Raw genomic sequence first — 23,678 nt, forward strand, 5'->3', positions numbered from 1 at the left:
GACGGTCAGGGCAGCACGCGGACGGCGAGGGTGCAGGTGTCGTCGTACGGGCTGGGCCGGTGCAGCGCGTGGCGCAGCCGGGCCAGCGGTCGCGCCCCCGGCTGACCGGAGAACTCCGACAGGGCCGACCGCACCGCCGTCAACTCGTGCTCCGGGTTCCCGGCGCGGCGTTCCACCAGCCCGTCGGTGTAGAGGAGCAGCACGTCGTCGCCGCGCAGCTCGGTGGTGACCACCGGGTAGCAGGTGGCGGGGTCGGCGCCCAGCAGCATTCCGACGGGCCGGCCGAGGTCGCCGGTCCCGCCCGCCCGGGACAGCAGCGGCACCGGGTGCCCGGCCCGCGCCCAGGTCAGTCGCCGGGTCGCCGGGTCGAAACCGGCAATCACGGCGGTGCCGGTGATGGCGAGCTGGCCGCAGAGCCGGTTCATGTGACTGAGCAGCGCCGCCGGGTCGCGAAGGCCGATCGAGAGCCACGCGACCAGCCCGAAGCGCAGGTGGGCCATCCCGCTGGCCGCCTCCAGCCCGTGCCCCGCGACGTCGCCGACCGCCAGGACCACCGATCCGTCCGGCAGTGTCTCGGCGTGGTACCAGTCGCCACCGACCCGCAGCGCGCTCTCCGCCGGCTGGTAGCCGACCAGCACCTCGAGGCCGGCCAGCTGCACCGGCTCGCGCGGCACCGGTTGGATGAGGTTCTGGAGCTGGGCGGCGAGGCGGTGCTCGGCCAGCGCCGTCGTCTCCCGGGTGCGCAGCCGGTCACTGAGCTGCTGGATGGCGCTGCGGGAGTCCTCCCGGGCGGTCACGTCCTGGACCACCGCGTAGACCTTCACCGGCGCGCCGCCCTCGTCGCGGGCCGCGTCCGACAGGACCCGCAGGTACTTGACGGTCCCGCCCGCGCGGAACCGCACCGTGACGTCGGACGCGGCGCCGCTGTCCAGCGTCTGCCAGGCCGCCTCGCGCAGGCCCTGGTCGTCGGGGAGGAGCGCGGCGGACTGCTCGGCCCGGGACATCGGCCCCAGCGCCGGATCGCGCTCGAAGATGCGGTACATCCCCGGGGACCACTCGCTGCGGCCGGTGACCAGGTCGTACTCCGCCCAGCCGAGGCTGCCCAGCAGCTCGGTACGCGCCAGCCGGCGCCGGTTCTCGTCCAGCCGCTCCCACCAGACCAGCAGGCCGCCCAGCACCCGGTACACGCTCACGTCGAAGACGGAGTCGGCGACGACGCCCGCGCCGTGACCGGTGTACCGGAAGTCGGGCAGGTGGGCGGGCTCCCCGGTGGCCAGCGCCTCCTGGTACGCCTGCCACAGCGGGCCGGCGACCATGCCGGGATACAACGTGCTGAGCAGTTGCCCCACGCGCCCGGCGCCCCGGCCGTGGACGTCGCGCCCCTCCGCGCTGGCGGCGGCCACCAGGAAGTCGACGACCGCGCCGTCCGGAGCCCGTACCGGCAGCAACCAGGTGCAGCCCGCCGGGATCACCGCCAGCACCTGCCGGATCGCCGCCACCATCGGGTCGGCGGCCGACGGGGACGCCACGTCGGCGGGCGCGTCCGGCACGGCCTCGTCTGCCATGCCGGCAGCCTAGCCATCCCCGGTACGGCGCGGCGGACCCGCCGGCGGCCGTCGCCGGGAGCGGATCGGCGGAAAGTCGGTTGCCGCCCATCGTGGACTTCGGGAGGGTGTTGCCCATGACGTTCTGACGGACCGCACCAGAAGCTCCTGAGGGCCGCGCCGCACCGACCGCGCCGCCCTGCCGTCCGCCCTTGCCTCCTTCGCGAGAAACGAGCGTCCTTGTCCGTGCACCCCTCCCGGCGGGAGTCCCTGCCGCCGGCCACCGTCTCCGTCTTCGCCTCCCCCGGCAGCTGGATCGAGTCCGCCGCCGTCGACCAGTGCCGCCAGGTCGCCGACCTCCCCGGCATGGTCCACGTCGCCGGCATGCCCGACCTGCACCCGGGCAAGGGCGCCCCGATCGGCGCCGCCATGGCGTCGACGGTGCTCTACCCGTTCCTGGTCGGCTCCGACATCGGCTGCGGCATCGCCGTGTTCCCCCTCGCGCTACGGCGCGCCGTACCCGAGCGGCTCGCCGCCCGGTTCCCGGACCTGGACCGGGCGCTGGACCCGGAGCGGGACGCCGACGACCCGGCCTGGGCCGTGGTGGCCGGCGAGATCCCCGCCGGCCACCTCGAGGGCCTCGGGACGGTCGGCCGGGGCAACCACTTCGTCGAGCTGGCCCGGATCGGGACCGTGGTCGCGCCGGACCACGCCAGCCGGCTCGGGCTCGACGCCGGCGACCTGGTCCTCGTGGTGCACAGCGGCTCGCGCGGGCTGGGCGAGCAGATCCTGCGGGCACACACCGAACTGCACGGCGCCGGCCCCGCCCCCGATCCGGCCGCCTACCTGGCCCGGCACGACGCCGCCGTACGCTGGGGCTCGCTCAACCGGCGGCTGCTGGCCGCCCGAGTCGCGCACGCCCTCGGGGCGGAGCCCACCGCACCGATCGTCGACCAGTGCCACAACCTGGTCGAGGTCCGCGACGGCCAGTACCTGCACCGCAAGGGCGCGGCACCGGGTGACGGCCGGGACGTGCTCGTCGCCGGCACCCGGGGCACGCTCTCCTATCTGGTGGCCGCGCACGCCGGGCCGGCGGCCAACCATTCGGTGGCGCACGGCGCGGGCCGGAAGATGTCCCGTGCGGACGCGCTGCGCCGCGGCCGGGCGAAGCACACCGTCGAGGAGCTGCGGCGCACCCCGCTGGGCTCGGTCGTGGTGTGCGGCGACCGTCAGTTGCTCTTCGAGGAGGCGCCCACCGCCTACAAGCGCATCGAGCAGGTGATCGGTGACCTGGTCGCGCACGACCTGGCCACCCCGGTGGCCACCACCGTCCCGCTGGTCACCTACAAGACTCCCGACCTCGGCACCCGGGCGGGGCGTCGGGACGACCGCCGCGGGCGGGGCCGGCCGTGAGCGTCCACCTGCTCGTCTCCGCCGGGCGGGGCCCGCGGGAGTGCGCCTGGGCGCTGGGCCGACTGCTGCCCCGCCTGGAGGCCGACGCCGCCGGGCGGGGTCTGACCACGCGCCGGGTCGAGACCGTGCCCGGTGACCGGCCCGGCACCTACCGGTCGGTGCTGGTGCGGATCTCCGGCGCCGACGCCGCGGCGTTCGCCGCCGGCTGGACCGGCACCCTGTGCTGGCAGGCGCCCAGCCCGTACCGGGCCGGCAGCGGGCGCAAGAACTGGTACGTCACCGCCCGGCCGTGCCGGGTCGACGTCCCGGCCTCGACGTTCAGCGAAGCGGACGTCGAGGTGGTGGGCGTGCGCACCGGCGGACCGGGCGGCCAGCACCGGAACAAGGCCAGTACGGCGGTCCGGGCCACCCACCGCCCCTCGGGCAGCGTGGTCGTGGTCGACACCGAGCGGCAGTTCAGCCTGAACCGCCGGATCGCCGTCGAGCTGCTGCGCCGGCGGATCGAGCAGGCCGACGAGGCGGCCCGCCGCGCCCTCACCGTCGACCGGTGGCGGGTCCACGACGAACTGGTCCGCGGCAACCCGACCCGGGTCGAACGCCCGGAACAGTCCGGGCCGGAGCCGGTGGCCCCTCGGCGACGAGGGCGGGGCACCCGGCCCCGGGCCGTGCGGTAGCGCCGCCGACGCCGGTCCCGCTCCCCCTCGGGCGGCATGGCGACCGCGGCAGCGGGTACCGCGCCGGGATGGGACGCTACGACGACGAGGTGACCGCGCTGGCGACGCCGCTGACCGACCCGGGCAGCCTGGACGCGCTGCTGGAGCGGGTCGGCGACGCCCGGGTGGTGATGCTCGGCGAGGCCACCCACGGCACGCACGAGTTCTACACCTGGCGGGCGGCCATCACCCGCCGGCTCGTCGAGGAGCGGGGCTTCTCGTTCGTCGCCGTGGAGGGCGACTGGCCCGACTGCGACCGGGTGGACCGCAGCGTCCGCCGCCGCCCCGACGCCCCGGCCGACCCGCGCGCGGCCCTCGCGGCGTTCGAGCGGTGGCCGACCTGGATGTGGGCGAACGAGGAGGTCGCCGACTTCACCCGCTGGCTGCGCGACCACAACGCGCGGGTGGACGAGGCCGACCGGGTCGGGTTCCACGGCCTGGACGTCTACTCGCTCTGGGAATCGCTCCGCGAGATCCTCACCTGGCTGCGGGAGCACGACCCCGACCAGGTGCCGGCCGCGCTGGCGGCGTACCGCTGCTTCGAGCCGTACGACGAGGACCCGCAGCAGTACGCGCTCGCCACCCGTCTCGTCCCGCACCGCTGCGAGGACGAGGTGGTCGCGCTGCTGGCCGGGCTCCGGGAGCGGGCCGCCGCCGACGGGCCGGGCCGATTCGGCACCTGGCAGAACGCCGAGGTGGTGGCCGGCGCCGAGCGCTACTACCGGGCGATGGTCAGGGGTGGACGGGAGTCGTGGAACGTCCGCGACCGGCACATGGACGACACCCTCGACCGGCTCCTGGACCACTACGGCGCGGGTGCCCGGGCGGTGGTCTGGGCGCACAACACGCACGTGGGCGACGCCCGGGCCACCGACATGACGGACGCGGGCGAGGTGAACATCGGCCAACTGGCCCGTGAGCGGTACGGCCCGGACCATGTGGTGCTGGTGGGATTCGGCACCCACGCGGGCACGGTGACGGCCGGCGCCGCCTGGGGTGCGCCGATGGAGACGATGACCGTGCCGCCGGCGCACCGGCACTCGCTGGAGGAGGCCCTGCACGCCGCCGCGCCGGACCGGGCGCTGCTGGTCTTCCCCCGCGACGAGCGGCCCGACCTGCTGGCTCACGAGATCGACCACCGGGCCATCGGCGTGGTCTACCGTCCGCAGCCCGAGAGCCGGGGCAACTACGTGCCCACCGTGCTCGGGGAGCGCTACGACGCCTTCTGCTGGTTCGACACCTCCCGGGCGGTCCGGCCGCTGCCCACCCGGCCGGTGCCCGCCGAGCCCGAGAGCTGGCCGTCCGGCGTCTGATCCGCCGCAGCGGGTGGTTCCGGCCGGGCCGTCCCGGGCCGTCCGGTGAGGTGGGCCCGCCGGCCGCGCCGGACGTTCGCCGGGCCGCCGCCCGGGTAACCGCGCCGGAGCCGACCGGGGGTCCGTACGGGCCCCTCGCCCGGGCCGACCGCCGGGGCCGGAGCCGCGCCACGGAGACCCCATGCTGCGTCCACCGCTCAGCCCGATGCTCGCCGCGCCGGTGGCGGACCTTCCCACCGGCCGGCAGCTGGCGTACGAGCCGAAGTGGGACGGCTGGCGGACCCTGGCGTTCCGCGACGCGGACGGGGTGCACCTGCAGTCCCGGGCCGGCCGGGACCTCACCGGCTACTTCCCCGACGTCACCGCGACGCTGCGGTCCCTGCCCGCCGGCACGGTGCTCGACGGCGAGCTGATCGTCTGGGCCGAGGGCCGCACCGACTTCGCCCTGCTCCAGCAGCGGGTGACCGCCGGGCGTCGGCTGGCCGCGCTGGCGGACCGCCATCCCGCGCACTTCGTGGCCTTCGACCTCCTCAGCTCCCCGGACGGGGAGCCGCTGCTCGACCTCCCGCTGGCCGAGCGGCGGCACCGGCTGACGGGACTGCTCAGCGACGCGCCCGCGGGACTCGTCCTCTGCCCGCAGACCGGGGACCCGGCCGAGGCCCGGGAGTGGCTCCGGACCTGGACCGACGCCGGTGTCGAGGGAATCGTGGTCAAGCGGTGCGACGGCCGGTACGAGCCGGGGCGGCGGGGCTGGCAGAAGCTGCGCGCCCACCGCACCGTGGAGACCCTCGTCGGCGGGATCACCGGCCCGGTGACCGACCCGGACACCCTCCTCGTCGGACGGTGCGACGACCGGGGCCGCCTGCGCTACCTGGGACGCACCCACCCGCTGCACCGGCAGCAGCGCCGCGAACTGGCCGGGCTGCTCCGGCCCACCACCGCGCCGGAGCACCCGTGGCCCCAGCCGCTGCCCGGCGGGTGGACCGGCCAGCTGAACCCGGCGCCGCCGCTGCCGTACACGCCGGTGCGCCAGGACCTCGTCGTCGAGGTGGAGGCCGACACGGCGTACGAGCACGGGCGCTGGCGGCACCGCGTCCGGCACCTGCGGCCCCGGCTCGACCTGGCCCCCGACGACCTGCCCGTGCTGACCGACGGGCCGGAGGCGCTGGGCGGTGGCCCCGGCCGTGTAGCCGCGGACCGCCCGGGTAGGCGCACCGGGTGAGCGACTGGCAGAAGCTGTTCGTCCCCGACACACCCCTGTGGGAGATCGTGGTGCGGGGCAGCGTGATCTACCTGGCGCTGTTCTTCCTCCTGCGGGTGCTGCTGAAGCGGGAGAGCGGCAGCACCGGCGTCACCGACCTGCTGGTCATCGTGCTGATCGCCGACGCCGCGCAGAACGGCATGTCGGACGGCTACACCTCGATCACGGACGGCGTGCTGCTGGTCGCCGTGATCATCGGATGGGCGTACCTGCTCGATCTGCTGTCGTACCGCTGGCCCGCCGTCGCCCGGATCATCCAGCCGGGCTCCCTGGTGCTGGTTCGCGACGGCCGCATGCTGCGCCGCAACATGCGCCGCGAGCTGATCACCGAGGAGGAGCTGTACAGCCAGCTCCGTCAGCAGGGCGTCGAGGACCTCACCGACGTCAAGGAGGTCCGGATGGAGTCTCAGGGCCAGTTCAGCGTGATCACCCGTGCGGGCGGCCGGTCCCGTCGGAGCTGAGCCAGTTTGCTCCCGGCCCGCTCGGGAACGCGAGGTGGGAAGTGGCGCGCGGAGCCGCCCGCGCCATACCCACGAGGGGAGCTCGACATGGGTGACCGCGATCGGTTGCACGAGATGCGGCAGCAGGCCCACAACGCGGGCATCGAGGGGAACTCCAAGATGTCCGAATCCCAGCTGCGCGACGCGCTGCGCCGGGTCGGCAAGGGCGAAAAGCCGGAGATGGCCAAGCAGAACGCCAGGCGGTGACCAGGCACGGTTCGGCGTCGGCGCCCATCGGTGCCGGCGCCACCGTCAGCTCATCGTGACCTGGGCATTCCCCACGGTGATATGAACAGATGGTTAACGACTCCTCTCTTGACTGCCGGTTGATACGCGCCATTGAATTTCGACGTGGTGAGCTGCCTCATCCGAGTGGCGTCCACACCGGCGGTCGGCGCGATCGCGCCGGCTGAACGACGTCGTGCCCGCACCGGCGCGCTCGACCGAGGGTCGGGGGCACGGTGGACAGTGGGATGAGGGAGCGCCGCCGCCGCACGCTGGTCAGCGCAGCCCTGCACGCCGTCTCGCACGCCGTCGCCGTCGTCTACTGCCTCCTGTCCCTCGCCGGGCCGAACCGGCCGCTGATGCTCACGGGATACTGCTTCGGCCTGGCGGCGGGCGTCGCGGGTTCGTGGGCGGCGACCCGGGTGACCACCAAGGCGTCCGGCTACCGGGTCTCGTTCACCCTCCTGATGATCACGCTGGTGGCCGCGGCGCTCGGCGCGTACTGGGACGGCGGCGTCACCTCGCCGGCGGCGCTTGGTTTCGTCACCACGGCCGTTTTCGTCGCCGGCTACACCCCGCACCCGAGGCTGATGTGGGGGCTGGAGGCGCTCACCCTCGGGTCGTACGTCGTCGTCGCCGTCGCCGGTCCGCCGGCGCCCGCCGGTCACGTGTTCGTCTACCTGGCCGGCATGCTGATCCTGGCCTCGGTCTGCTCCACGCAGACGCGCACCCTCGCCCGGCAGCGGTCCCAGCTACGGGCCCTGGCGTCCCTCGACCCGCTCACCGGCGCGTTGAACCGGCGCGGCCTGGCCGAGCTGGCGACGTTCCTGTTCCACGCCGGCTGCCGCCCCGGCCCCTCCCTGCTCTGCCTCGACCTGGACGACTTCAAGCTGGTGAACGACCGCCTCGGGCACGCCGCCGGCGACGACCTGCTCCGCCGGGTGGTGGCGGTGACCCGGGACGTGCTGCGGGCCGAGGACGCCATCGCCCGGCTCGGCGGCGACGAGTTCGTGGTGGTGCTGAGCGACGCGGACCGGGAGTCGGCACGGGCCGCGGCGGCCCGGATCGAGGCGGCGGTGCGTACGCTGGCCGGCGTCAGCGTCGGCTCGGCCACCGCCCCCTACGACGGCGACAGCCTCGACCGGCTGCTGCACGTCGCCGACCAGCGGCTCTACCTCGTGAAGCAGCAACGCCGCCGAACCGCCGGCCCGCTGCTCGCGGACGGCACCGGTCGCGGCTGACCGGGCGGACCCGGCGGTAGCGGCCCGGCCCGGATACCGTGGCCCCGGCGCGCGCGGGGCCGCGCCGGGCGGTCGAACGGTGGGAGGGGTCGGATGCACCTGCACGTGGGCTGCGCCATGTGGACGCACCGGGCCTGGCAGGGGCGGTTTCTGGCGCACCCGCTGCCGGCCCACGAGCGGCTGCGCGCCTACGCCGAGTGGTGCACCGCGGTCGAGGGGAACACCACCTTCTACGCGACCCCGACCCGGGAGACGGTGGCGTCCTGGGCCGGGCAGACCGACCCCGGTTTCCGCTTCGTGCCCAAGCTGCCGAAGGTCGTCACGCACGAACGCCGGCTCACCGGCGCCGACGCGGAGCTGCGGGCCTTCCTGGACGCCGTCGAGCCCCTCGGCCCGCGGGCGCACGCCCTCTGGATCCAGCTGCCGGGCTCGTTCGGCCCCGGCGACGTGCCCGTGCTGGCCCGCTTCCTGCGCGGGCTGTCCACCACTCACCGGTACGCCGTCGAGGTCCGCCACCCCGCGTTCTTCACCGACCCCGGCGCGGTACGCGCCCTGGAGGACACGCTCGCCCGGGTCGGCGCGGAGTGGATCCCGTTCGACACCACCGCGTTCTTCCGCACCCCGCCGACCAGCGACGCGGAGCGGGAGGCGTGGCTGAAGAAGCCACGCACCCCGCTGCGGATCCGCGCGCTGACCGACCGGCCGATCGTCCGCTACCTCGGCCGGGACGACCCGGCGCGGACGGTCGAGGGCTGGCAGCCGTGGCTGGACGTGGTGACCGGCTGGCTGCGCGAGGGCCGTTCGCCGACCGTGTTCGTGCACACCCCGGACAACGCCGACGCGCTGGACCTCGCCCGCCGCTTCCACGACCAGGTCCGGGCCCGCCTGCCCGAGGTCGCGCCGCTGCCCGAGCCGGCGCCGGTCGCCCCGTCGACGCTGTTCTGACGCGACCGGATCAGGCCGGCGTCAGCGGCAGCAGCACGACGAACCGGGTGTCGCCCGGCTCGGACTGCACCCGGATGTCCCCGTGGTGCTTGTTGACCACGATCCGGTAGGAGATGTCCAGCCCGAGGCCGGTCCCCTCGCCGACCGGCTTCGTGGTGAAGAACGGCTCGAAGATGCGCGGCCGGATCTCCGGCGGGATGCCGGTGCCGGTGTCGCGGACCTCCACGATCAACCGGTCCTCCTTGCGGCCGGTCCGGATGGTCAGCGTGCCGCCGTCGGCCATCGCACCGAGCGCGTTGTCGATGAGGTTGGTCCAGACCTGATTCAGCTCGGCGGCGTACGCGGGAACCGGCGGCAGGGCCTGGTCGTACTCCTTCACCACCCGCACGCCGGGCGGGATCTTCGCCTGGAGCATGACCAGGGTGGCGTCGAGCAGGTCGTGCACGTCCACCGTCTGGTAGGGCGCCCGGTCCAGCTGGGAGTACTGCTTCGCGGCGCCGACCAGCCCGGAGACCCGGGTGACGGCGTCGTCGATCTCGCCCATCAGCAGTTCGGTGTCGATGCTGTAGGTGATCCAGTGGATCGCCGACTCCAGGTCGTCGGCGCCGACCGCGGCGTCGACCTGGCTCAGCCACCCGCTGTCGATGCCCCCGGCGATCAGCGTCGGGGCCAGCTCCCAGGCGCCCCGGACGCCACGGTCGTCGAGCCAGTCGGCCAGCTCGTCCTCGGCGTCGCTGGCCGCCAGTGGGCTGAGCTGGGGCGCGGCGGCGGCCCGCTTCACCGCCTCCTCCTGCAACGCCACGAGATCGTGCAGGCGCCGGCCGTCGAGCCGGCCGTCGGCGATCATGGCGAGCTTGTGCCGCATCTTGGCGACCCGGCCGCGCAGCGCCGAGGTGGCCCGCACGGCGGCCGCGGCCGGGTTGTTGAGTTCGTGGGTGAGCCCGGCCGACAGGGCGCCCAGGGCCAGCAGCCGTTCCCGCTCGCCGACGATCGTCTGGCTGTTGCGCATCCCGATGAACAGCCCCTCCAGCAGGTGGGTGGCCATCGGGAACCAGCTGCGCATCGCGTCGGCGATGATCTGGGCGGGGAGCGCGAAGACGGCGCAGTCGGTCACCGCGAAGAGGCTGTTCAGGTAGCGCTGCTCGGCCAGGTCGCCCACGTACGCCTGCATGGCGCCGCCGTAGACGCCGGGCTGGCTGGTCCGGCTGATCTCCACCTCGTCGCCCTGGACCCGGCGGTGCAGGGTCACGGTGCCGTCGAGCAGCACGTAGAAGCAACTCGCCGGCTCGCCCTCGACGTAGACCGCCTCGCCGGCGGCGCGCCGCTCCACCCGGCCGTGCTCGGCCAGGTGCGCGAGCTGCTCCGGGCTGAGCGACTCGAAGAGGAAGAGGCGCCGCAGGTCGTCCGGGGTGAGCCGGTCGGGTTCGGTGGTCACTGTGCCTCCCTGGTTCGCGACTGCGGGGCTCGCAAACCCGGCTCACTCCTCGCGCTCACTGTGCCTCCAGGTAGCGGTGCACGAGCGAGACCGCCATCGCGCCCTCGCCGACGGCCGAGGCCACCCGTTTCACCGATTCGGCCCGCACATCACCGGCGGCGAAGACGCCGGGCATGCTCGACTCCAGGTGGTACGGGTCGCGGGGCAGCGCCCACCCGGCCGGCCGGCGGCCCCCGCGGGTCAGGTCCGGCCCGGTGAGCACGAACCCACGGCCGTCCCGGGCGACGGCGCCGTCGAGCCAGTCGGTGTACGGCTCCGCGCCGATGAACACGAACAGCCACGAGGTGTCGACGCACCGGGTCTCGCCGGTGCGGGTGTCGCGCAGGGTCACCTGCTCCAGGTGCTCCTGCCCGGCCCCGCCGACCACCTCGGTGTGCGGGTGGACCTCGATGGTGTCGATCCGGGCGATCTGCTCGATCAGGTAGCTGGACATCGAGTGGGTCAGGTCGGCCCCGCGGATCAGCAGGTGGACCCGGCGGGCGTACCGGGAGAAGTGCACGGCGGCCTGCCCGGCCGAGTTCGCCCCGCCCACGATGTAGACGTCCTGCCCCGAGCAGCTCGGCGCCTCGCTCGCCACCGAGCCGTAGAAGCAGCCCCGGCCGGTCAGCTCGGCCAGCCCCGGCGCGGGCAGCATCCGGTAGGACACGCCCGTCGCGAGCACGACCGTGTGCGCGGCGACGCTGCTGCCGTCGGCGAACCGCAGCACCCGCGCCGCCCCGGCGTCCTCCAGGGACACCACCTCACGGGCGCTGAGCAACTCGGCGCCGAACCGCAACGCCTGCCGGCGGGCCCGGTCGGTCAGCTGGGCGCCGGAGACCCCGTCCGGGAATCCGAGGTAGTTCTCGATCCGGCTGCTCTGCCCGGCCTGGCCACCGGTGGCCCGCCGCTCGATCAGCACCGTCCGCAGCCCCTCCGAGGCCCCGTAGACGGCGGCGCCCAGCCCGGCCGGGCCGGCACCGACCACCACCAGGTCGTAGAAGTCGGCGGCCGGCGTCGTGGTCAGCCCGACCTGCGCGGCCAGGTCGGCCGTCGTCGGCTGCACCAGCGACTTGCCGTCGGCCGTCACGACCAGGGGTACGTCGTTCGCGGTCACCCCTGCCGCCGCCAGCAGCTCGGCGCCCTCCGGCTCGTCGGCCGGCACCCAGCGGAACGGCACCAGGTTGCGGGCCAGGAAGTCGCGCGCGGCGAACGACGGGGCCGACCAGCGGTGCCCGACCACGCGCAGCTCGGCCGTGGCGGTGGCCGCGCCGGCCGTCCACGCCTCCAGCAGCTGGTCCAGCACCGGATAGAGCTTCTCCTCCGGCGGGTGCCACGGCTTGAGCAGGTAGTGGTCGAGGTCGACCACGTTGATCGCGTTGATCGCGGCGTCGGTGTCGGCGTACGCGGTGAGCAGGACCCGGCGCGCCGTGGGGAAGAGGTCCATGGCGGCCTCGAGGAACTCGATGCCGTTCATCTGCGGCATCCGGTAGTCGGCGATCAGCACCGCCACCTGCTCGCCCCGGAGCTTCAGCTCGCGGAGCGCCTCCAGCGCCGCCTCGGCGGAGTCGGCCCGCACGACGCGGTAGCGGTCGCCGTAGCGGCGCCGGATGTCGCGGGCGACCGCCCGGGAGACGGCCGGGTCGTCGTCGACGGTGAGGATCGCGGGGTTGGGCATGGCGTCTACTAAAGCACCATCGCCCGTCGACCCCCACCACGCGCCGTCCCCGCCCGGCTCAGTCGGCCGGCCCCGCTCCCGGGGCGGCACCGGATCGGCGTACGCCCCGGGCGGTCCCGCGTACCGCCGGCCGTGCGGGTACGGCAGCGCGTTCGGCGTGCAGCCGTGCAGGCCGAGGGTCTGCTGCTGCATCACCGGCGCCGGCCGGCCCCGCCCCGGGCACCGTTCGTGCCCGTGGCCGAGCCGGTGGCCGACCTCGTGGTTGACCATGTACCGGCGGTAGGTGGCGAGGCTCGCCCCGTAGCCCGGCACGCCCTCGACCCAGCGGGCGACGTTGAGCACCACCCGGTCACCGGAGCGACACGAGGTGTAACCGTCCGGCGCGTCCCCGCACAGCTCGTCGCGGGTGCCGGGGGTGGCGAGGTAGACGGTGAAGTCGGCCGGCTGGTCCCGCCCGACCCGGCGCGGGGCGATCGTCCCGTCCGCGGTCCAGCCCTGCGGGTCGGCCAGCGTCCGGGTGACCTCCGCGGCGAAGTCGGCCGCGGGCAGCCCGCGGATGTCGCGCTCCACCGCGACCCGGTAGCGCAGCAGTCGGCCCGTACCCCTCGGGGTGGCCGGCCCGGGGGTGGCGAACCGCCACTGGTTGCCGCCGTCCGCGGGATAGCCGATCGGGGCCGGCCGTTGCCGGGCGGGCGCCGGCGCCGGCGCGGCGGCGGCCGGGCCGGTGGACGGGGTGGCGGGCCGGCCGGCGGCGGGCGCCGCGCAGCCGGACAGCAGCGCGGCCAGCCATAGCATCGTCCCGCCGCCGCGAGCCCGGCCCACGGTCGTCGTCATCTCCGTCTCCCCTCGCCGTCGCTGGTGGTGCGGCAGCGAGGAGGACGGATGACCCGGTGACAAAGTTGGTCCGGCGGCGACTCAACCTTTCGCCCGCCTCGCCCGTCCTGACCCAGGTGGGATGTGGAGAGGGCGGGCATGGCCCGGGGTGACGCGGAGTTCGTCGAGTTCGCCACGGCGGCGTCCGCGCGGCTGGTGCACGCCGCCTTCCTGATGACGGGCAACCATCACCAGGCCGAGGACGCGGCCCAGACGGCGCTGGTCCGCACCTACGCGTCGTGGTCCCGGATCCGCGGCGGCGACGCCTACGGCTACGCCCGGTCGGTGCTGGTGAACCATCTCGTCGACAACTGGCGGCGGCCGATCCGGGAGTACCCGACCGAGGACCTCCCGGAGCAGCGTCGCGGCGACGTGGCCGACGAGGTGGCGACCCGGCGCTGGCTGCTCGGCATCCTCGGCACGCTCACCGCGCGCGAACGGGCCGTCGTCGTCCTGCGCTACTACTTCGATCTTCCGGAGGCACAGGTGGCCCGCGAACTCGACGTCTCGGTGGGGACGATCAAGAGCACCGGCTCCCGCGCCCTGGACAAGCTGCGCACCGCGGGGCTCGCCGCGCCGGAGCCGCAGGGGACGCGCCGATGAACGAGGTGGACGAGCTGCGCCGGGCCATGCGGGCGACCGAGCGGGCCGACCGGAACGGTCTCGACCTGGCCGGGATCATGCGGGAGGGCAGGCGGGTGCGTCGCCGCCGGCGGGTCGCCGGGACCGGCGCGGTGGCGGTGGCGGTGGCCGCGTTGCTCGTCGGCGTCGGCGGGATCGTGGCGCGGACCCGTCCGCCGGAACCCCCGGCGGCGGTGGTCACCGTGCCCGCCGTCACCCCGGCGGCGACCGCCGACCCCGCGACCCCGCCGGAACCCCGGCCCCGACCGGTCGGTGCCGTGGTGGGCAGCGGCATCCGGTACGGCGCCGACGAGCGGGTGTTCTACCTCGTCCCCGTCGACGTGCCCGAACTGCCCGGGGTGGCGATCGGCCTGGCCGCCGGCCGGCGTTCCCCCGCCGGCGAGCTGACCACCGACTATCTGGTCAACGACGTGACCGGCAGCGACCGCCGGCCGGGGTTCCACCAGATCGGCTACGACCAGCACGGACGGCTGCCCGCCGACGCCCCGGTGCCCACCTTCGGGTACTTCGTCGGGCCGGCCGCACGGATCGTCGGCACCGTCGACGGCCGCCAGGTCGAGGCCCGGCTCGCCCGGTGGAGCGAGGATCCCCGACTGGTGATCTTCTGGTTCGACCCGGCGGTGCTCGCCCCCGGGACACCGCTGGACGGGATCGTCGCCCGCGACGGCCGGGGGCGGAGGCTGTGACCGGTCCCCCGCGGTTGTCGTCGGCCCGGGCGGCTCTAGGCTGGGGTGGCAGTGCCGGGCGTTGACCAGGGAGGAATCGCCATGAGCCAGACCGAGCGGACCGACTTCGCGGACGAGTGGAACGTGGCCGAGGACGACGGTGTCCTGGACGCCTCGGACACCCTCGACGACGACCGGACCGGTGATCCTCTCGACACCGGCATCGTCGCCGCGGACCACTGGACGGCGGCGAACCGGTTCGGCACCACGGCCGCCGAGGAGCGGGCCGGCGAGTCCCTCGCGCAACTGCTCGCGCAGGAGGAGCCGGACATCGACCCGTACGCCGAGGTGGCCGACGACGAGGACGAGGACGAGCTGACCCGTCGGGGCTACGACCGGGAGGCCCGGACGGGACGCCTGGTCGCCGACGACGAGGGCCTCGGCGAGGACGAGCAGGCGGACGCGGTCGCCTGGGACGTCGGCATCGACGGGGGCGCGGCCAGCGCCGAGGAGGCCGCCATCCACCTGGTCGACGACCCGAACGGCCCGGGAGACGGCCCGCTGCGCTGACGACGGGCGGCCGAACGGCACCACCACGGCTCTACCGGCGTTGGGGCAACGCTCGCGTTCCGGACACGTCCGGTCCATCTGGCGCCGATAGCGTGCACCCGCCAGTTGTTCGGCGTCAGTCAGGTGGTGCTCTCTGTCATGGCAAGTGTCGACCGTCGAAAATTCCTGAAGATGATGAGCGCTCCGGTGGCGGCGGCCGCCCTGCCGGTGGACTTCAGCAAGGCCCTCGCCATCCCGGCGAACAACCGGACCGGTTCGATCGAGGACGTCGAGCACGTCATCTTCCTCATGCAGGAGAACCGTTCCTTCGACCACTTCTTCGGCACCCTGCGTGGTGTCCGGGGCTTCGCGGACCCGCACCCGGTGACGCTGCCCTCCGGCCGCAGCGTCTGGCACCAGCCGAACGGCTCCGCCGACCTGCTGCCCTTCCGGCCCGAGGTGCCCGACCTCGGGCAGACTTTCCTGCCCGACCCGCCGCACGGCTGGGCCGACACCCACGGCGCCTGGAACGGCGGCCGGTACGACCGGTGGGTGCCCAACAAGGGCGTGGTCACCATGACCCACCACACGCGCGCCGACCTGCCGTACCACTTCGCCCTCGCCGACGCCTTCACGGTCTGCGACAACTACCACTGCTCGGTGCTGGCCTCGACCGACCCCAACCGCTACCACATGTGGACCGGCTGGGTCGGCAACGACGGCAGGGCCGGCGGCCCGGTGATCGACAACGCCGAGGCGGGCTACGACTGGTCGACGTACCCGGAGCGGCTGGAGCGCGCCGGGGTCTCCTGGAAGGTCTACCAGGACGTCGGCCTGGGGCTGACCGCCGAGGGCTACTGGGGCTGGACCGGGGACCCGTTCATCGGCAACTACGGCGACAACTCGCTGCTCTACTTCCACCAGTACCAGAACGCCCGGCCCGGCACCCCGCTGGCCGACCGGGCGAAGACCGGCACCGAAATCTCGAAGCAGGACCGTTCCCCGGAGGCGCTGCTGGCCGACTTCCGCCGAGACGTGGCGAACGGAACGCTGCCGCAGGTGTCCTGGATCGTCGCGCCGGAGGCCTACAGCGAGCACCCGAACTGGGGTCCCGACTACGGCGCCTGGTACATGTCGCAGGTCGTCGACATCCTGGCCAGCCACCCCGAGGTCTGGAGCAGGATGGCCCTGTTCATCACGTACGACGAGGAAGGCGGCTTCTTCGACCACCTGGTGCCACCGACGCCGCCGCAGAGCCGTGCCGAGGGCCTGTCCACCGTGCCGACGACCAACGAGGTCTTCCCGGGCGACGCCCGCCGCGCCGCCGGCCCGTACGGCCTCGGCATCCGGGTTCCGATGATCGTCGTCTCGCCGTGGACCCGGGGCGGCTGGGTCAACTCGCAGGTGTTCGACCACACGTCGCTGATCCGCTTCCTGGAGGCCCGGTTCGCCAAGGGCGACGCCGACCTGGTCGAGTCCAACATCACGCCGTGGCGCCGCGCGGTGGTCGGCGACCTGACCACCGCGTTCGACTTCCGGACCCCGAACGCCTCGCCGCGGGTGACGCTGCCGGACACCGCCGACCTCAAGCCGGTCGACCTCACCCGCCAGCCCGACGAGGTGCCGGTGCCGCCGGCGGACCCGCGCCTGCCCGGCCAGGAGCGCGGGGTACGGCCCGCGCGGGCCATCCCGTACACCCTGCACGTGGACGGCCGGGCCGCCGGCACATCGTTCCAGCTCGACTTCCGCAACTCCGGGGGCGCCACCGGCGTCTTCCAGGTCCGCTCGGCCGACCCGGCCCAGCCGCCCCGCACCTACACGGTCGAGCCGGGCAAGCAGGTGAGCGACACCTGGGACGCCACCGCCGGGTACGACCTCGAGGTGCACGGCCCCAACGGCTTCTTCCGCCGCTTCACCGGCGGCGCGGGCGCCGGTGTCGACGTCCGGGCGCGGTACGACGAGCGCGACCACGAGGTCGGCCTGGCCCTGGTGAACCGGGGCGCGAAGCGGGTCGAGGCGACCGTCGCCGACCGCTACTCGTCGCGGCGGACCCGGCTGTCGTTGAAGCCGGGCGAGACGAAGTCGCCGTCGTGGTCGCTGTCGCGGGCGCACGGCTGGTACGACCTGACCGTCACGGTCTCCGCCGACGCCGCCTTCGCGGCCCGGTACGCCGGTCACGTCGAGAACGGCAGGCCCAGCATCAGCGACCCGGCCATGGGTGGCCTGGTCTGATCCGTTCCGCTCGAACGGCCCGAGGTGACCGTCCACCCCCAAACCGGGGGCGGGCGGTCACCTCGGCGCGCGCCCGGCGACCCGCCGGTCCGGGTCGCCTTTCCGACGCCGATGTTCCCCTGGTGGGCCGTCAGGCCGTTCACTGTCGCCACACCGAAGCAGCGGAAGGGGTCGCCGTCATGACGATCAGCCACGTCAGCGTGGGTCACGGGCCGCACCGGGTGCTGGCCCTGCACGGCTGGTTCGGGTCGGCGCACGGCTGGGGCTGGCTGCCGGAGCTCATCGACGTCGAGCGCTTCACCTGGGCGTTCCCGGACTACCGGGGCTACGGCGCGCGCACCGGCGTCGCCGGCGAGCACACCATCGCCGAGATCTCCCGCGACGCCCTGGCGCTGGTCGACTCCCTCGGCTGGGACACCTTCTCGGTGGTCGGGCACTCCATGGGCGGCAGCGCCGCCCAGCGCGTCCTCGCCGACGCGCCCGGGCGGGTGGCCCGCCTGGTCGGCATCAGCCCGGTCCCGGCCGGCGGGGTGCCGTTCGACCTGCAGGGCTGGACGCTGTTCGACGGCGCCGCCGCCAACCCGGCCAACCGGCGCGCGATCATCGACCTCACCACCGGCAACCGGCTGTCCGGCCGCTGGCTCGACGAGATGGTGCGCTTCTCCCTGACCCACTCCACCCCGGAGGCGTTCGGCGCGTACCTCACCGCGTGGGCGCGGACCGACTTCACCGACGAGGTGAAGGGCAACCCCGTGCCGGCGCTCGCCGTGGTCGGCGAGCACGACCCGGCGCTGGGCGCCGACACGATGCGCGAGACCTGGCTGCGCCACTACCCCAACGCCCGGCTGGAGGTCCTCGCCAACGCGGGGCACTACGCCATGTACGAGACCCCGGTGCGGTTGGCCACGGTGGTCGAGGAGTTCCTCGGGCAGTGAGGCAGGGCCGGCCCTCACCGCGCCGCCGGCCGCCGGCCCCGGGTCGACACGAACTGGTACGACATCACGGCGAACCCCGGGTCCCGCAGCAGCCTGCGGAACGCCTCCAGCTGGCCCGGCGACAGCCCCGCGTCGAGCAGCTCCGGCTCCAGCTGCCGGGAGTTCGTCCCGTACAGCGACACCCCGAGGGAGCCCCCGGGCCAGCTCTGCGAGTGGGTGACCGTGTCCACCTCGACCAGCCCGGCCGCCACCAGCTCCCCGTGCACGTCCTGCGCCCAGGCCAGGTCCGCGCCGTGGCTCTGCAGGATGTCGAGCATCGCGTCCGTCACTTGGGCGAAGAGCTTCGCCGCGTCGTCGCTCGGCGCGGTCAGCACACGCAGCGGCGCGGTGCAGTCGAACTCCTCGACCAGCAGCCACCCGCCCGGGGCCAGCGCGCCGGCCAGCGAGGCCAGCACGCGCCGCCGCTCCGGCAGGTGCAGCAGCACCAGCCGCGCGTGGATCAGGTCGAAGGCGTCGCCGGGCGGCGGCTCGGTGCGCACGTCGTGCCGGCGTACGTCCAGGTTGCCGGCCGGGGTGAGCTGCGTGGTGTCGAGGTCGGTGGCCAGCACCCGACCGCCGCGGCCGACCGCGCGGGCCAGGCTGCGGGCGACCGAGCCGCCACCGGCGCCGACCTCCCAGCACACGCCGCCCGGGGCGAGCACCGGCGGGGCCATCCGGCGCGCGGTGATCGGATCCAGGAAGGACTCCAGCGCCCGTAGCTGGGGCACGGCCTCCGGAGAGCCGGTGTCGAAGGCGTAGTGGGTGTCAGGCACGTGGGTCGGCATCGTTCCTCATCCCTGTCGCAGCGGGTCGGGTCAGGTGCCCGGCGTCGGACCAGAGCCCGGGCACCGGTCGGGGAGCCGGCGGCTCCGGGACCGCGGCGACGCTGAGCATCGCCGCCAGGACGTCCGGGTCGGCCCGGACCTCGTGCACCGGCCGGTCGTAGACCACCCGGCCGTACTCCAGCACCGCGACCCGGTCCGCCATCTCGACGGCGTGCCGGAGCTGCTGTTCGACGAGCAGCACGGTCAGCCCGGACCGGGCCAGCGTGCCGACCAGCTCCCGCACCCGGGCCGCCAGGTCGGGGGCGAGCCCCTCGCACGGCTCGTCGAGCAGCAGCAGCCGGGGCTGGCCGAGCAGGGCCCGGGCGATGGCCAGCATCTGCTGCTCGCCGCCGGACAGCTGGTCGCCGCGGTGGCGCAGCCGGCACCCCAGGCGGGGCAGCAGCTCCAGGATCCGGGCCACCGTCCAGCCCTCGCCGCCGGGCGTCGCGGCCCGCCACGGCGCGGCCGCCAGGACCAGGTGCTCGGCCACCGTCAACCGGGAGAAGACCCGCCGGCCCTGCGGGACCAGGCCGACGCCGGACCGGGCGATCCGGTGCGGCTGCCGCCCCGCCACCTGCACGCCGCCGATCTCGATCCGCCCGGCGTACGGCCACACCAGGCCGGCCACACTGTGCACCAACGTGCTCTTGCCGGCGCCGTTGCGGCCCACCACCGCCTGGACGGTGCCGGCCCGCACCTCGAGGCTCACCTCGTGCAGCACGGTGCCGCCCGCGTAGCCGGCGGAGAGCCGGTCGATCCGGAGCATCAGGCCACCCCCTCGGCGTACGCCTCCCGGACCGGGCCGGAGGCGCGGATCTGGGCCGGCGTCCCGGTGGCCAGCGTCCGGCCGTCGCGCAGCACGGTCACCGCGTCGCAGAGCGCGTAGACCAGGTCCAGCCGGTGCTCGACCAGGAGCACCGCGACCGCGCGGGGCAGCGTCCGCAGGAACTCCACGAGCCAGCCGACCTCGACGGCGGACAGCCCGGCGGCGGGCTCGTCGAGCAGCAGCAGCCGCGGCCGGCCGGCCAGCCCCATGGCGATCTCCACCTGCCGGCGCTGCCCGTGGGCCAGTTGCCCGGCGGGGATCGCGGCGATCTCGCCCAGGCCCACCCGCGCCAGCAGCGCGTCCGCCGTCCGCTCGGCCGCCCGTCGCCATGCCGACGGGTGCCACCGGCCCGGCCGCACCGCCCGCGGCAGCGCAGCGACCAGCACGTTCTCCCGCACGGTCAGCGTCGACCAGACGGCGGGGCGCTGGTGGATCCGGCCGATCCCCCGGCGGGACCGGGCGGCCGGGCCCAGCCGGGTGACGTCCCGGCCGGCCAGCAGCACCCGGCCGCCACCGGCCCGGGTGGACCCGCCGAGCACGTCCAGCAGGGTCGTCTTGCCGGCGCCGTTCGGCCCGATCAGCGCGTGCCGCTGGCCGGATTCGATCCGCAGGTCGACGCCGTCCAGCGCGGCCAGCGACCCGTAGCGGACGGTGATCCCGTGGGCGGACAGCAACGGGGTCATGCGCGTACTCCCGTCGGCGTCGGTCGGTCCGGTGCGGGACGGCGGGCCGGGACGGCCGGCAGCAACCGGCCGCGTACCGGCGGGCGGCGCCCGCCGTCGGGGAGCAGGTACACGGCGGCGACGAAAGCCAGCCCGAGCACCAGGGGCGCCTGCCCGGGGAGCACGCCGAAGAGCCAGTCCCGGGCGGCCACCACGAGCACGGCGCCGACCAGGGCGCCGCCGACCGAGGCGGTGCCGCCGATCACCACGCCGAGCAGCAGCAGGGCGGAGGTGTCGAAGCCGAAGTCGGCCGGCGAGACGTACCGCTGGGCCACCACCAGCAGGGAGCCGGCGGCGCCCGCGACCGCCCCGGCGGCGACGTGCACGCCGGCGACGTGGACCGGCACCCGGTGGCCGCTGGCCCGCAGCCGGGCCTCGTCGTCCCGGCCGGCCCGCAGCAGCAGCCCGACCCGGGTACGCAGGACCAGCAGCACCACGCCGACCAGGGCCGCGACGACCACCAGGGTGTACAGGTAGCGGGCCCGGTCGGTGGCCAGCACCGGCAGCCCCCACAGTGGACGGGCCGCGGCGACGCCGGCCAGCCCGTCGGTGCCGCCGGTCACCGACCGCCAGCGCCCGACGACGGCCACGGCGAGTTCGCCGACCGCCAGGGTGATCATGAGGAGCACCACTCCCCGCGCGGAGACCACCAGCGGGACGGTCACCGCGGCCAGCGCCGCCCCGGCCGCCGCCGCGACGCCCAGGTGCACCAGGCCGACGTCGGAGAGGTGGCTGCCGACGACGGCGCTGGCATAGGCACCCGCCGCGTAGGGGGCGGTCTGGCCGAGGGTGGGCAGCCCGGCGACGCCGGTGAGCAGGGCGACGCTCACCGCCACCAGGCCGAGCGCCAGGGTGCGGGCGAGCAGCGCGACGGTGTAGTCGTCGACCGTCCACGGCGCCAGCACCAGGGCGGCCACGACCACCGCGGCGACACCGCGACGCAGCGCGCGGACGGCTCGCTGCCTCATGTCGCCCTCCGGGCCGTGGCCAGGCCCCGTGCCCGTACCGCGAGCACCGCCGCCATGGCGGCGAAGAGCAGGAACGGGGCGGCCGACGGGGCGAGCGCGACGCCCAGGGTCTGGATCTGCCCGACGACCAGCGCGGCGAGCAGGGTGCCGGTCATCGAGCCGAGGCCGCTGAGGACGACGACCACCAGGGAGAGCAGCAGCACGGCGTCGGCGGTGTCCGGCCCGGGGCCGATGATCGGCGCGCCGAGCACGCCTGCGGCGCCGGCCAGCGCCCCGGCGGCCGCGAGCACGCCGACCCGGATCCGGGCCGGGCTCACCCCGAGGACGGCGACCATCTCGGCGTCGTCGACGGCCGCGCGGACCAGCATCCCCGCCCGGGTGCGGCGCACCACGAGGTGGAGCAGGCCGGCGAGCAGCGCGGCCACGACGATGAAGACCAGCCGGTACGCCGCGTAGCGGTGGCCGGCCACGGCCACCGACCCGTCCAGCGCGGCGGGGACACGCACCGGCGGGTCGTCCGGTCCGAAGGCGCCCACGAGCAGGCTCCCGCCGGCCAGCGCCACCCCGAAGGTCAGCAGCGCCTGGGTGAGGTGGCTGCGCGCGGCGACCCGGGTGAGCAGCCCGGCGATCAGCGCACCGGAGGCGGTGGCGGCGACCACGCCGACGGCCAGCGCCAGCGCCAGGCTCGGCCAGCCGCCGTCCAGCAGCGCCGCCGCGGTGTAGCCGCCGATCGCGTAGAGGGTGCCGTGCGCCAGGTTCAGGATGCCGGCGACGCCGAAGCAGAGCACCAGCCCTGCGGCGGCGACGAAGACCAGCAGCCCGTAGGCGACCCCGTCCAGGGCGGGGACGACGTACGGGTCGAGCCGGAGGCCGGCGACCACCCCGGTCATCCGCCGACGGTGGCGAGGTCGCCCACCACAGTGTTGGACAGCGCCCGGCCGTCCTGGCGCACCTGGCGCAGGTACCACTTCTGCACGGGCGCGTGGGTGGTGGGCGAGAACTGCCAGGTGCCGCGCGGGCTGGCCATCTGGCCGAGCTGGCCGATGGCCGCGTTGACCCGTTCCGGGGTCGGGTCGTCCCCGGCCGCCGCGATGGCCCGGTCCAGCACGGCCGCCGCGTCGTAGGAGGCCATGGCGTACGTGGTCGGGGAGCCGTCGTGCTCGGCCTTCCAGGCGGCCACGAACGCGCGGTTCTCCGCGTTGTCGAGGTCCGGGGAGTAGTTGAGCACCGAGTAGATGTCCCGGGCGGCCTCGCCCTGCGCGTTGAGCACCCCGCCCTCGGTCAGGAAGCCGGCCGCGTAGAGCGGCAGGTCCTTCACCTCCGACTGGGCGTACTGCTTGACGAAGTCGACGGCCGCGCTGCCGGCGTAGAACGTGTAGACGGCGTCCGCCCCGGAGGCCTTGATCCGCGCGAAGTACGGGGTGAAGTTGGTGGTCGTCGGGAACGGTGTGAAGGTGGTTCTGCCGTCCGGGTTGGCCAGCCTGCCGCCGACCTTGGCGAAGGCCTCGGTGAAACCGCGCAGCTCGTCCCAGCCGCCCTGGTAGTCCGGGCCGATGGCGTAGACGCTGCCCTTGACGTCGTCGCGCACGTGCTGGGCGATGGCCTCCCCCGGCTCGTCGGACAGGTAGGAGGTGTGCCAGACCCGGGACACGTCCTTGAGCTCCGGCCGGCCGTTGGAGCCGACGAACGGCACCTTCGCCTCGTTGAGCAGCGGGTAGACCGCGGCCACCGAGCCGCCGCCGACGACGCCGGTCAGCGCCACCACCCGGTCCTGCTTGAGCAGCTTCGTGGCGGCCGGCACCGCGGTGGCCGCCCCGTTGCCCTCGTCGGCGACCACGAGTTCCACCCGCCGGCCGCCGAGCCTGCCGTCGTGGGTGGACAGGTAGAGCTGGAAACCGTCGCGGATGTCCTTGCCGACCGCCTGGTACGTGCCGGAGAGCGACGCCAGCAGGCCGATCTTGACGGGTCCGCCGGGGCCGGCGGCGCCCTGGTCGTCGGCGCACGCGGGCGCGGCGAGCAGGACGAGTGCGAGCAGCGCCGCGGTGCGGGCACGGCGGCGCCGGGGCATGGTCAGGGACATGTTCGCTCCTACGTGAAGG

The 23,678-nt window shown here is 74.9% G+C and carries 22 protein-coding genes and 1 pseudogene; 13 read left to right on the forward strand and 10 right to left on the reverse strand.

Annotated features, from left to right (window positions below; all coding sequences use genetic code 11):
* Positions 1-5 precede the first annotated feature (5 nt).
* Complete coding sequence (locus tag AB0F68_RS05700) at positions 6-1,565, reverse strand: SpoIIE family protein phosphatase (RefSeq protein WP_357333185.1); 1,560 nt, start codon at positions 1,563-1,565, stop codon at positions 6-8.
* 219 nt (positions 1,566-1,784) lie between these two features.
* On the opposite strand from AB0F68_RS05700, the gene AB0F68_RS05705 reads away from it, so the two are divergent.
* The 8 genes from AB0F68_RS05705 (at position 1,785) to AB0F68_RS05740 (ending at position 9,155) form a co-directional block, all read left to right on the forward strand.
* Complete coding sequence (locus AB0F68_RS05705; RefSeq protein WP_357333186.1) at positions 1,785-2,957, forward strand: RNA ligase RtcB family protein; 1,173 nt, start codon at positions 1,785-1,787, stop codon at positions 2,955-2,957.
* A complete protein-coding gene (prfH, locus tag AB0F68_RS05710) occupies positions 2,954-3,631 on the forward strand; it encodes a peptide chain release factor H (protein WP_357333187.1) in 678 nt (225 codons plus the stop codon). The genes AB0F68_RS05705 and prfH overlap by 4 nt, the downstream gene beginning before the upstream one ends.
* A 170-nt stretch (positions 3,632-3,801) precedes the next feature.
* Entirely contained in the window at positions 3,802-4,983 is a 1,182-nt protein-coding gene (locus tag AB0F68_RS05715) for an erythromycin esterase family protein (protein WP_357333338.1), read from the forward strand.
* Between the two features lie 181 nt (positions 4,984-5,164).
* Complete coding sequence (locus tag AB0F68_RS05720) at positions 5,165-6,205, forward strand: ATP-dependent DNA ligase (RefSeq protein WP_357333188.1); 1,041 nt, start codon at positions 5,165-5,167, stop codon at positions 6,203-6,205.
* The gene (locus AB0F68_RS05725) at positions 6,202-6,705 is read left to right on the forward strand and encodes a YetF domain-containing protein (protein ID WP_357333189.1); all 504 of its coding nucleotides are present in this window, start codon (positions 6,202-6,204) and stop codon (positions 6,703-6,705) included. Before AB0F68_RS05720 ends, AB0F68_RS05725 begins: the two co-directional genes overlap by 4 nt.
* Positions 6,706-6,792: 87 nt before the next feature.
* Positions 6,793-6,951, forward strand: a complete 159-nt coding sequence (locus tag AB0F68_RS05730) for a hypothetical protein (protein WP_357333190.1) — start codon at positions 6,793-6,795, stop codon at positions 6,949-6,951.
* Positions 6,952-7,217: 266 nt separating this feature from the next.
* The gene (locus AB0F68_RS05735) at positions 7,218-8,210 is read left to right on the forward strand and encodes a GGDEF domain-containing protein (protein ID WP_357333191.1); all 993 of its coding nucleotides are present in this window, start codon (positions 7,218-7,220) and stop codon (positions 8,208-8,210) included.
* Positions 8,211-8,327: 117 nt separating this feature from the next.
* Positions 8,328-9,155 carry a DUF72 domain-containing protein gene (locus AB0F68_RS05740; protein ID WP_357333339.1) on the forward strand — a complete coding sequence of 276 codons (828 nt, stop codon included), beginning with the start codon at positions 8,328-8,330 and terminating at the stop codon, positions 9,153-9,155.
* Between the two features lie 10 nt (positions 9,156-9,165).
* On the opposite strand, the gene AB0F68_RS05745 is transcribed toward AB0F68_RS05740, so the two are convergent.
* The 3 genes and pseudogenes from AB0F68_RS05745 to AB0F68_RS05755 all read right to left on the reverse strand — a co-directional run.
* On the reverse strand, positions 9,166-10,590 hold the full coding sequence (locus tag AB0F68_RS05745) for an ATP-binding protein (RefSeq protein WP_357333192.1): 1,425 nt from the start codon (positions 10,588-10,590) through the stop codon (positions 9,166-9,168).
* 55 nt (positions 10,591-10,645) lie between these two features.
* On the reverse strand, positions 10,646-12,304 hold the full coding sequence (locus tag AB0F68_RS05750; protein ID WP_357333340.1) for an FAD-dependent oxidoreductase: 1,659 nt from the start codon (positions 12,302-12,304) through the stop codon (positions 10,646-10,648).
* 66 nt (positions 12,305-12,370) lie between these two features.
* A pseudogene (locus AB0F68_RS05755) lies at positions 12,371-13,138 on the reverse strand (DUF3152 domain-containing protein); the annotation flags it as partial.
* A gap of 138 nt (positions 13,139-13,276) precedes the next feature.
* Here AB0F68_RS05755 and AB0F68_RS05760 point away from each other — a divergent pair.
* The 5 genes from AB0F68_RS05760 (at position 13,277) to AB0F68_RS05780 (ending at position 18,200) form a co-directional block, all read left to right on the forward strand.
* A complete protein-coding gene (locus AB0F68_RS05760; RefSeq protein ID WP_357333193.1) occupies positions 13,277-13,780 on the forward strand; it encodes a SigE family RNA polymerase sigma factor in 504 nt (167 codons plus the stop codon).
* Positions 13,777-14,505, forward strand: coding sequence for a hypothetical protein (locus tag AB0F68_RS05765; protein ID WP_357333194.1), 729 nt, complete (start codon positions 13,777-13,779; stop codon positions 14,503-14,505). Before AB0F68_RS05760 ends, AB0F68_RS05765 begins: the two co-directional genes overlap by 4 nt.
* 81 nt (positions 14,506-14,586) lie before the next feature.
* Positions 14,587-15,054: a DUF5709 domain-containing protein gene (locus AB0F68_RS05770; protein ID WP_357333195.1), complete on the forward strand. Its 468-nt coding sequence runs from the start codon at positions 14,587-14,589 to the stop codon at positions 15,052-15,054.
* Positions 15,055-15,192: 138 nt separating this feature from the next.
* A complete protein-coding gene (locus AB0F68_RS05775; protein ID WP_357333196.1) occupies positions 15,193-17,265 on the forward strand; it encodes a phosphocholine-specific phospholipase C in 2,073 nt (690 codons plus the stop codon).
* A 179-nt stretch (positions 17,266-17,444) separates the two neighbouring features.
* Complete coding sequence (locus AB0F68_RS05780) at positions 17,445-18,200, forward strand: alpha/beta hydrolase (protein WP_357333197.1); 756 nt, start codon at positions 17,445-17,447, stop codon at positions 18,198-18,200.
* 14 nt (positions 18,201-18,214) lie between these two features.
* On the opposite strand, the gene AB0F68_RS05785 is transcribed toward AB0F68_RS05780, so the two are convergent.
* The 6 genes from AB0F68_RS05785 to AB0F68_RS05810 are packed head-to-tail and all read right to left on the reverse strand — an operon-like array spanning position 18,215 to position 23,659.
* Positions 18,215-19,024 carry a methyltransferase domain-containing protein gene (locus AB0F68_RS05785; protein WP_357333198.1) on the reverse strand — a complete coding sequence of 270 codons (810 nt, stop codon included), beginning with the start codon at positions 19,022-19,024 and terminating at the stop codon, positions 18,215-18,217.
* Positions 19,005-19,829: an ABC transporter ATP-binding protein gene (locus tag AB0F68_RS05790; protein ID WP_357333199.1), complete on the reverse strand. Its 825-nt coding sequence runs from the start codon at positions 19,827-19,829 to the stop codon at positions 19,005-19,007. The genes AB0F68_RS05785 and AB0F68_RS05790 overlap by 20 nt, the downstream gene beginning before the upstream one ends.
* Complete coding sequence (locus AB0F68_RS05795; RefSeq protein ID WP_357333200.1) at positions 19,829-20,572, reverse strand: ABC transporter ATP-binding protein; 744 nt, start codon at positions 20,570-20,572, stop codon at positions 19,829-19,831. The genes AB0F68_RS05790 and AB0F68_RS05795 overlap by 1 nt, the downstream gene beginning before the upstream one ends.
* Complete coding sequence (locus AB0F68_RS05800; protein WP_357333201.1) at positions 20,569-21,579, reverse strand: branched-chain amino acid ABC transporter permease; 1,011 nt, start codon at positions 21,577-21,579, stop codon at positions 20,569-20,571. Before AB0F68_RS05800 ends, AB0F68_RS05795 begins: the two co-directional genes overlap by 4 nt.
* Positions 21,576-22,469 (reverse strand): branched-chain amino acid ABC transporter permease, encoded by an 894-nt coding sequence (locus tag AB0F68_RS05805; RefSeq protein ID WP_357333202.1) that lies wholly within the window; start codon positions 22,467-22,469, stop codon positions 21,576-21,578. The genes AB0F68_RS05800 and AB0F68_RS05805 overlap by 4 nt, the downstream gene beginning before the upstream one ends.
* On the reverse strand, positions 22,466-23,659 hold the full coding sequence (locus AB0F68_RS05810; RefSeq protein WP_357333203.1) for an ABC transporter substrate-binding protein: 1,194 nt from the start codon (positions 23,657-23,659) through the stop codon (positions 22,466-22,468). The genes AB0F68_RS05805 and AB0F68_RS05810 overlap by 4 nt, the downstream gene beginning before the upstream one ends.
* Positions 23,660-23,678 lie beyond the last annotated feature (19 nt).

The organism is Micromonospora sp. NPDC023966, assembly GCF_040639095.1.
Taxonomy (GTDB): Bacteria; Actinomycetota; Actinomycetes; order Mycobacteriales; family Micromonosporaceae; genus Micromonospora.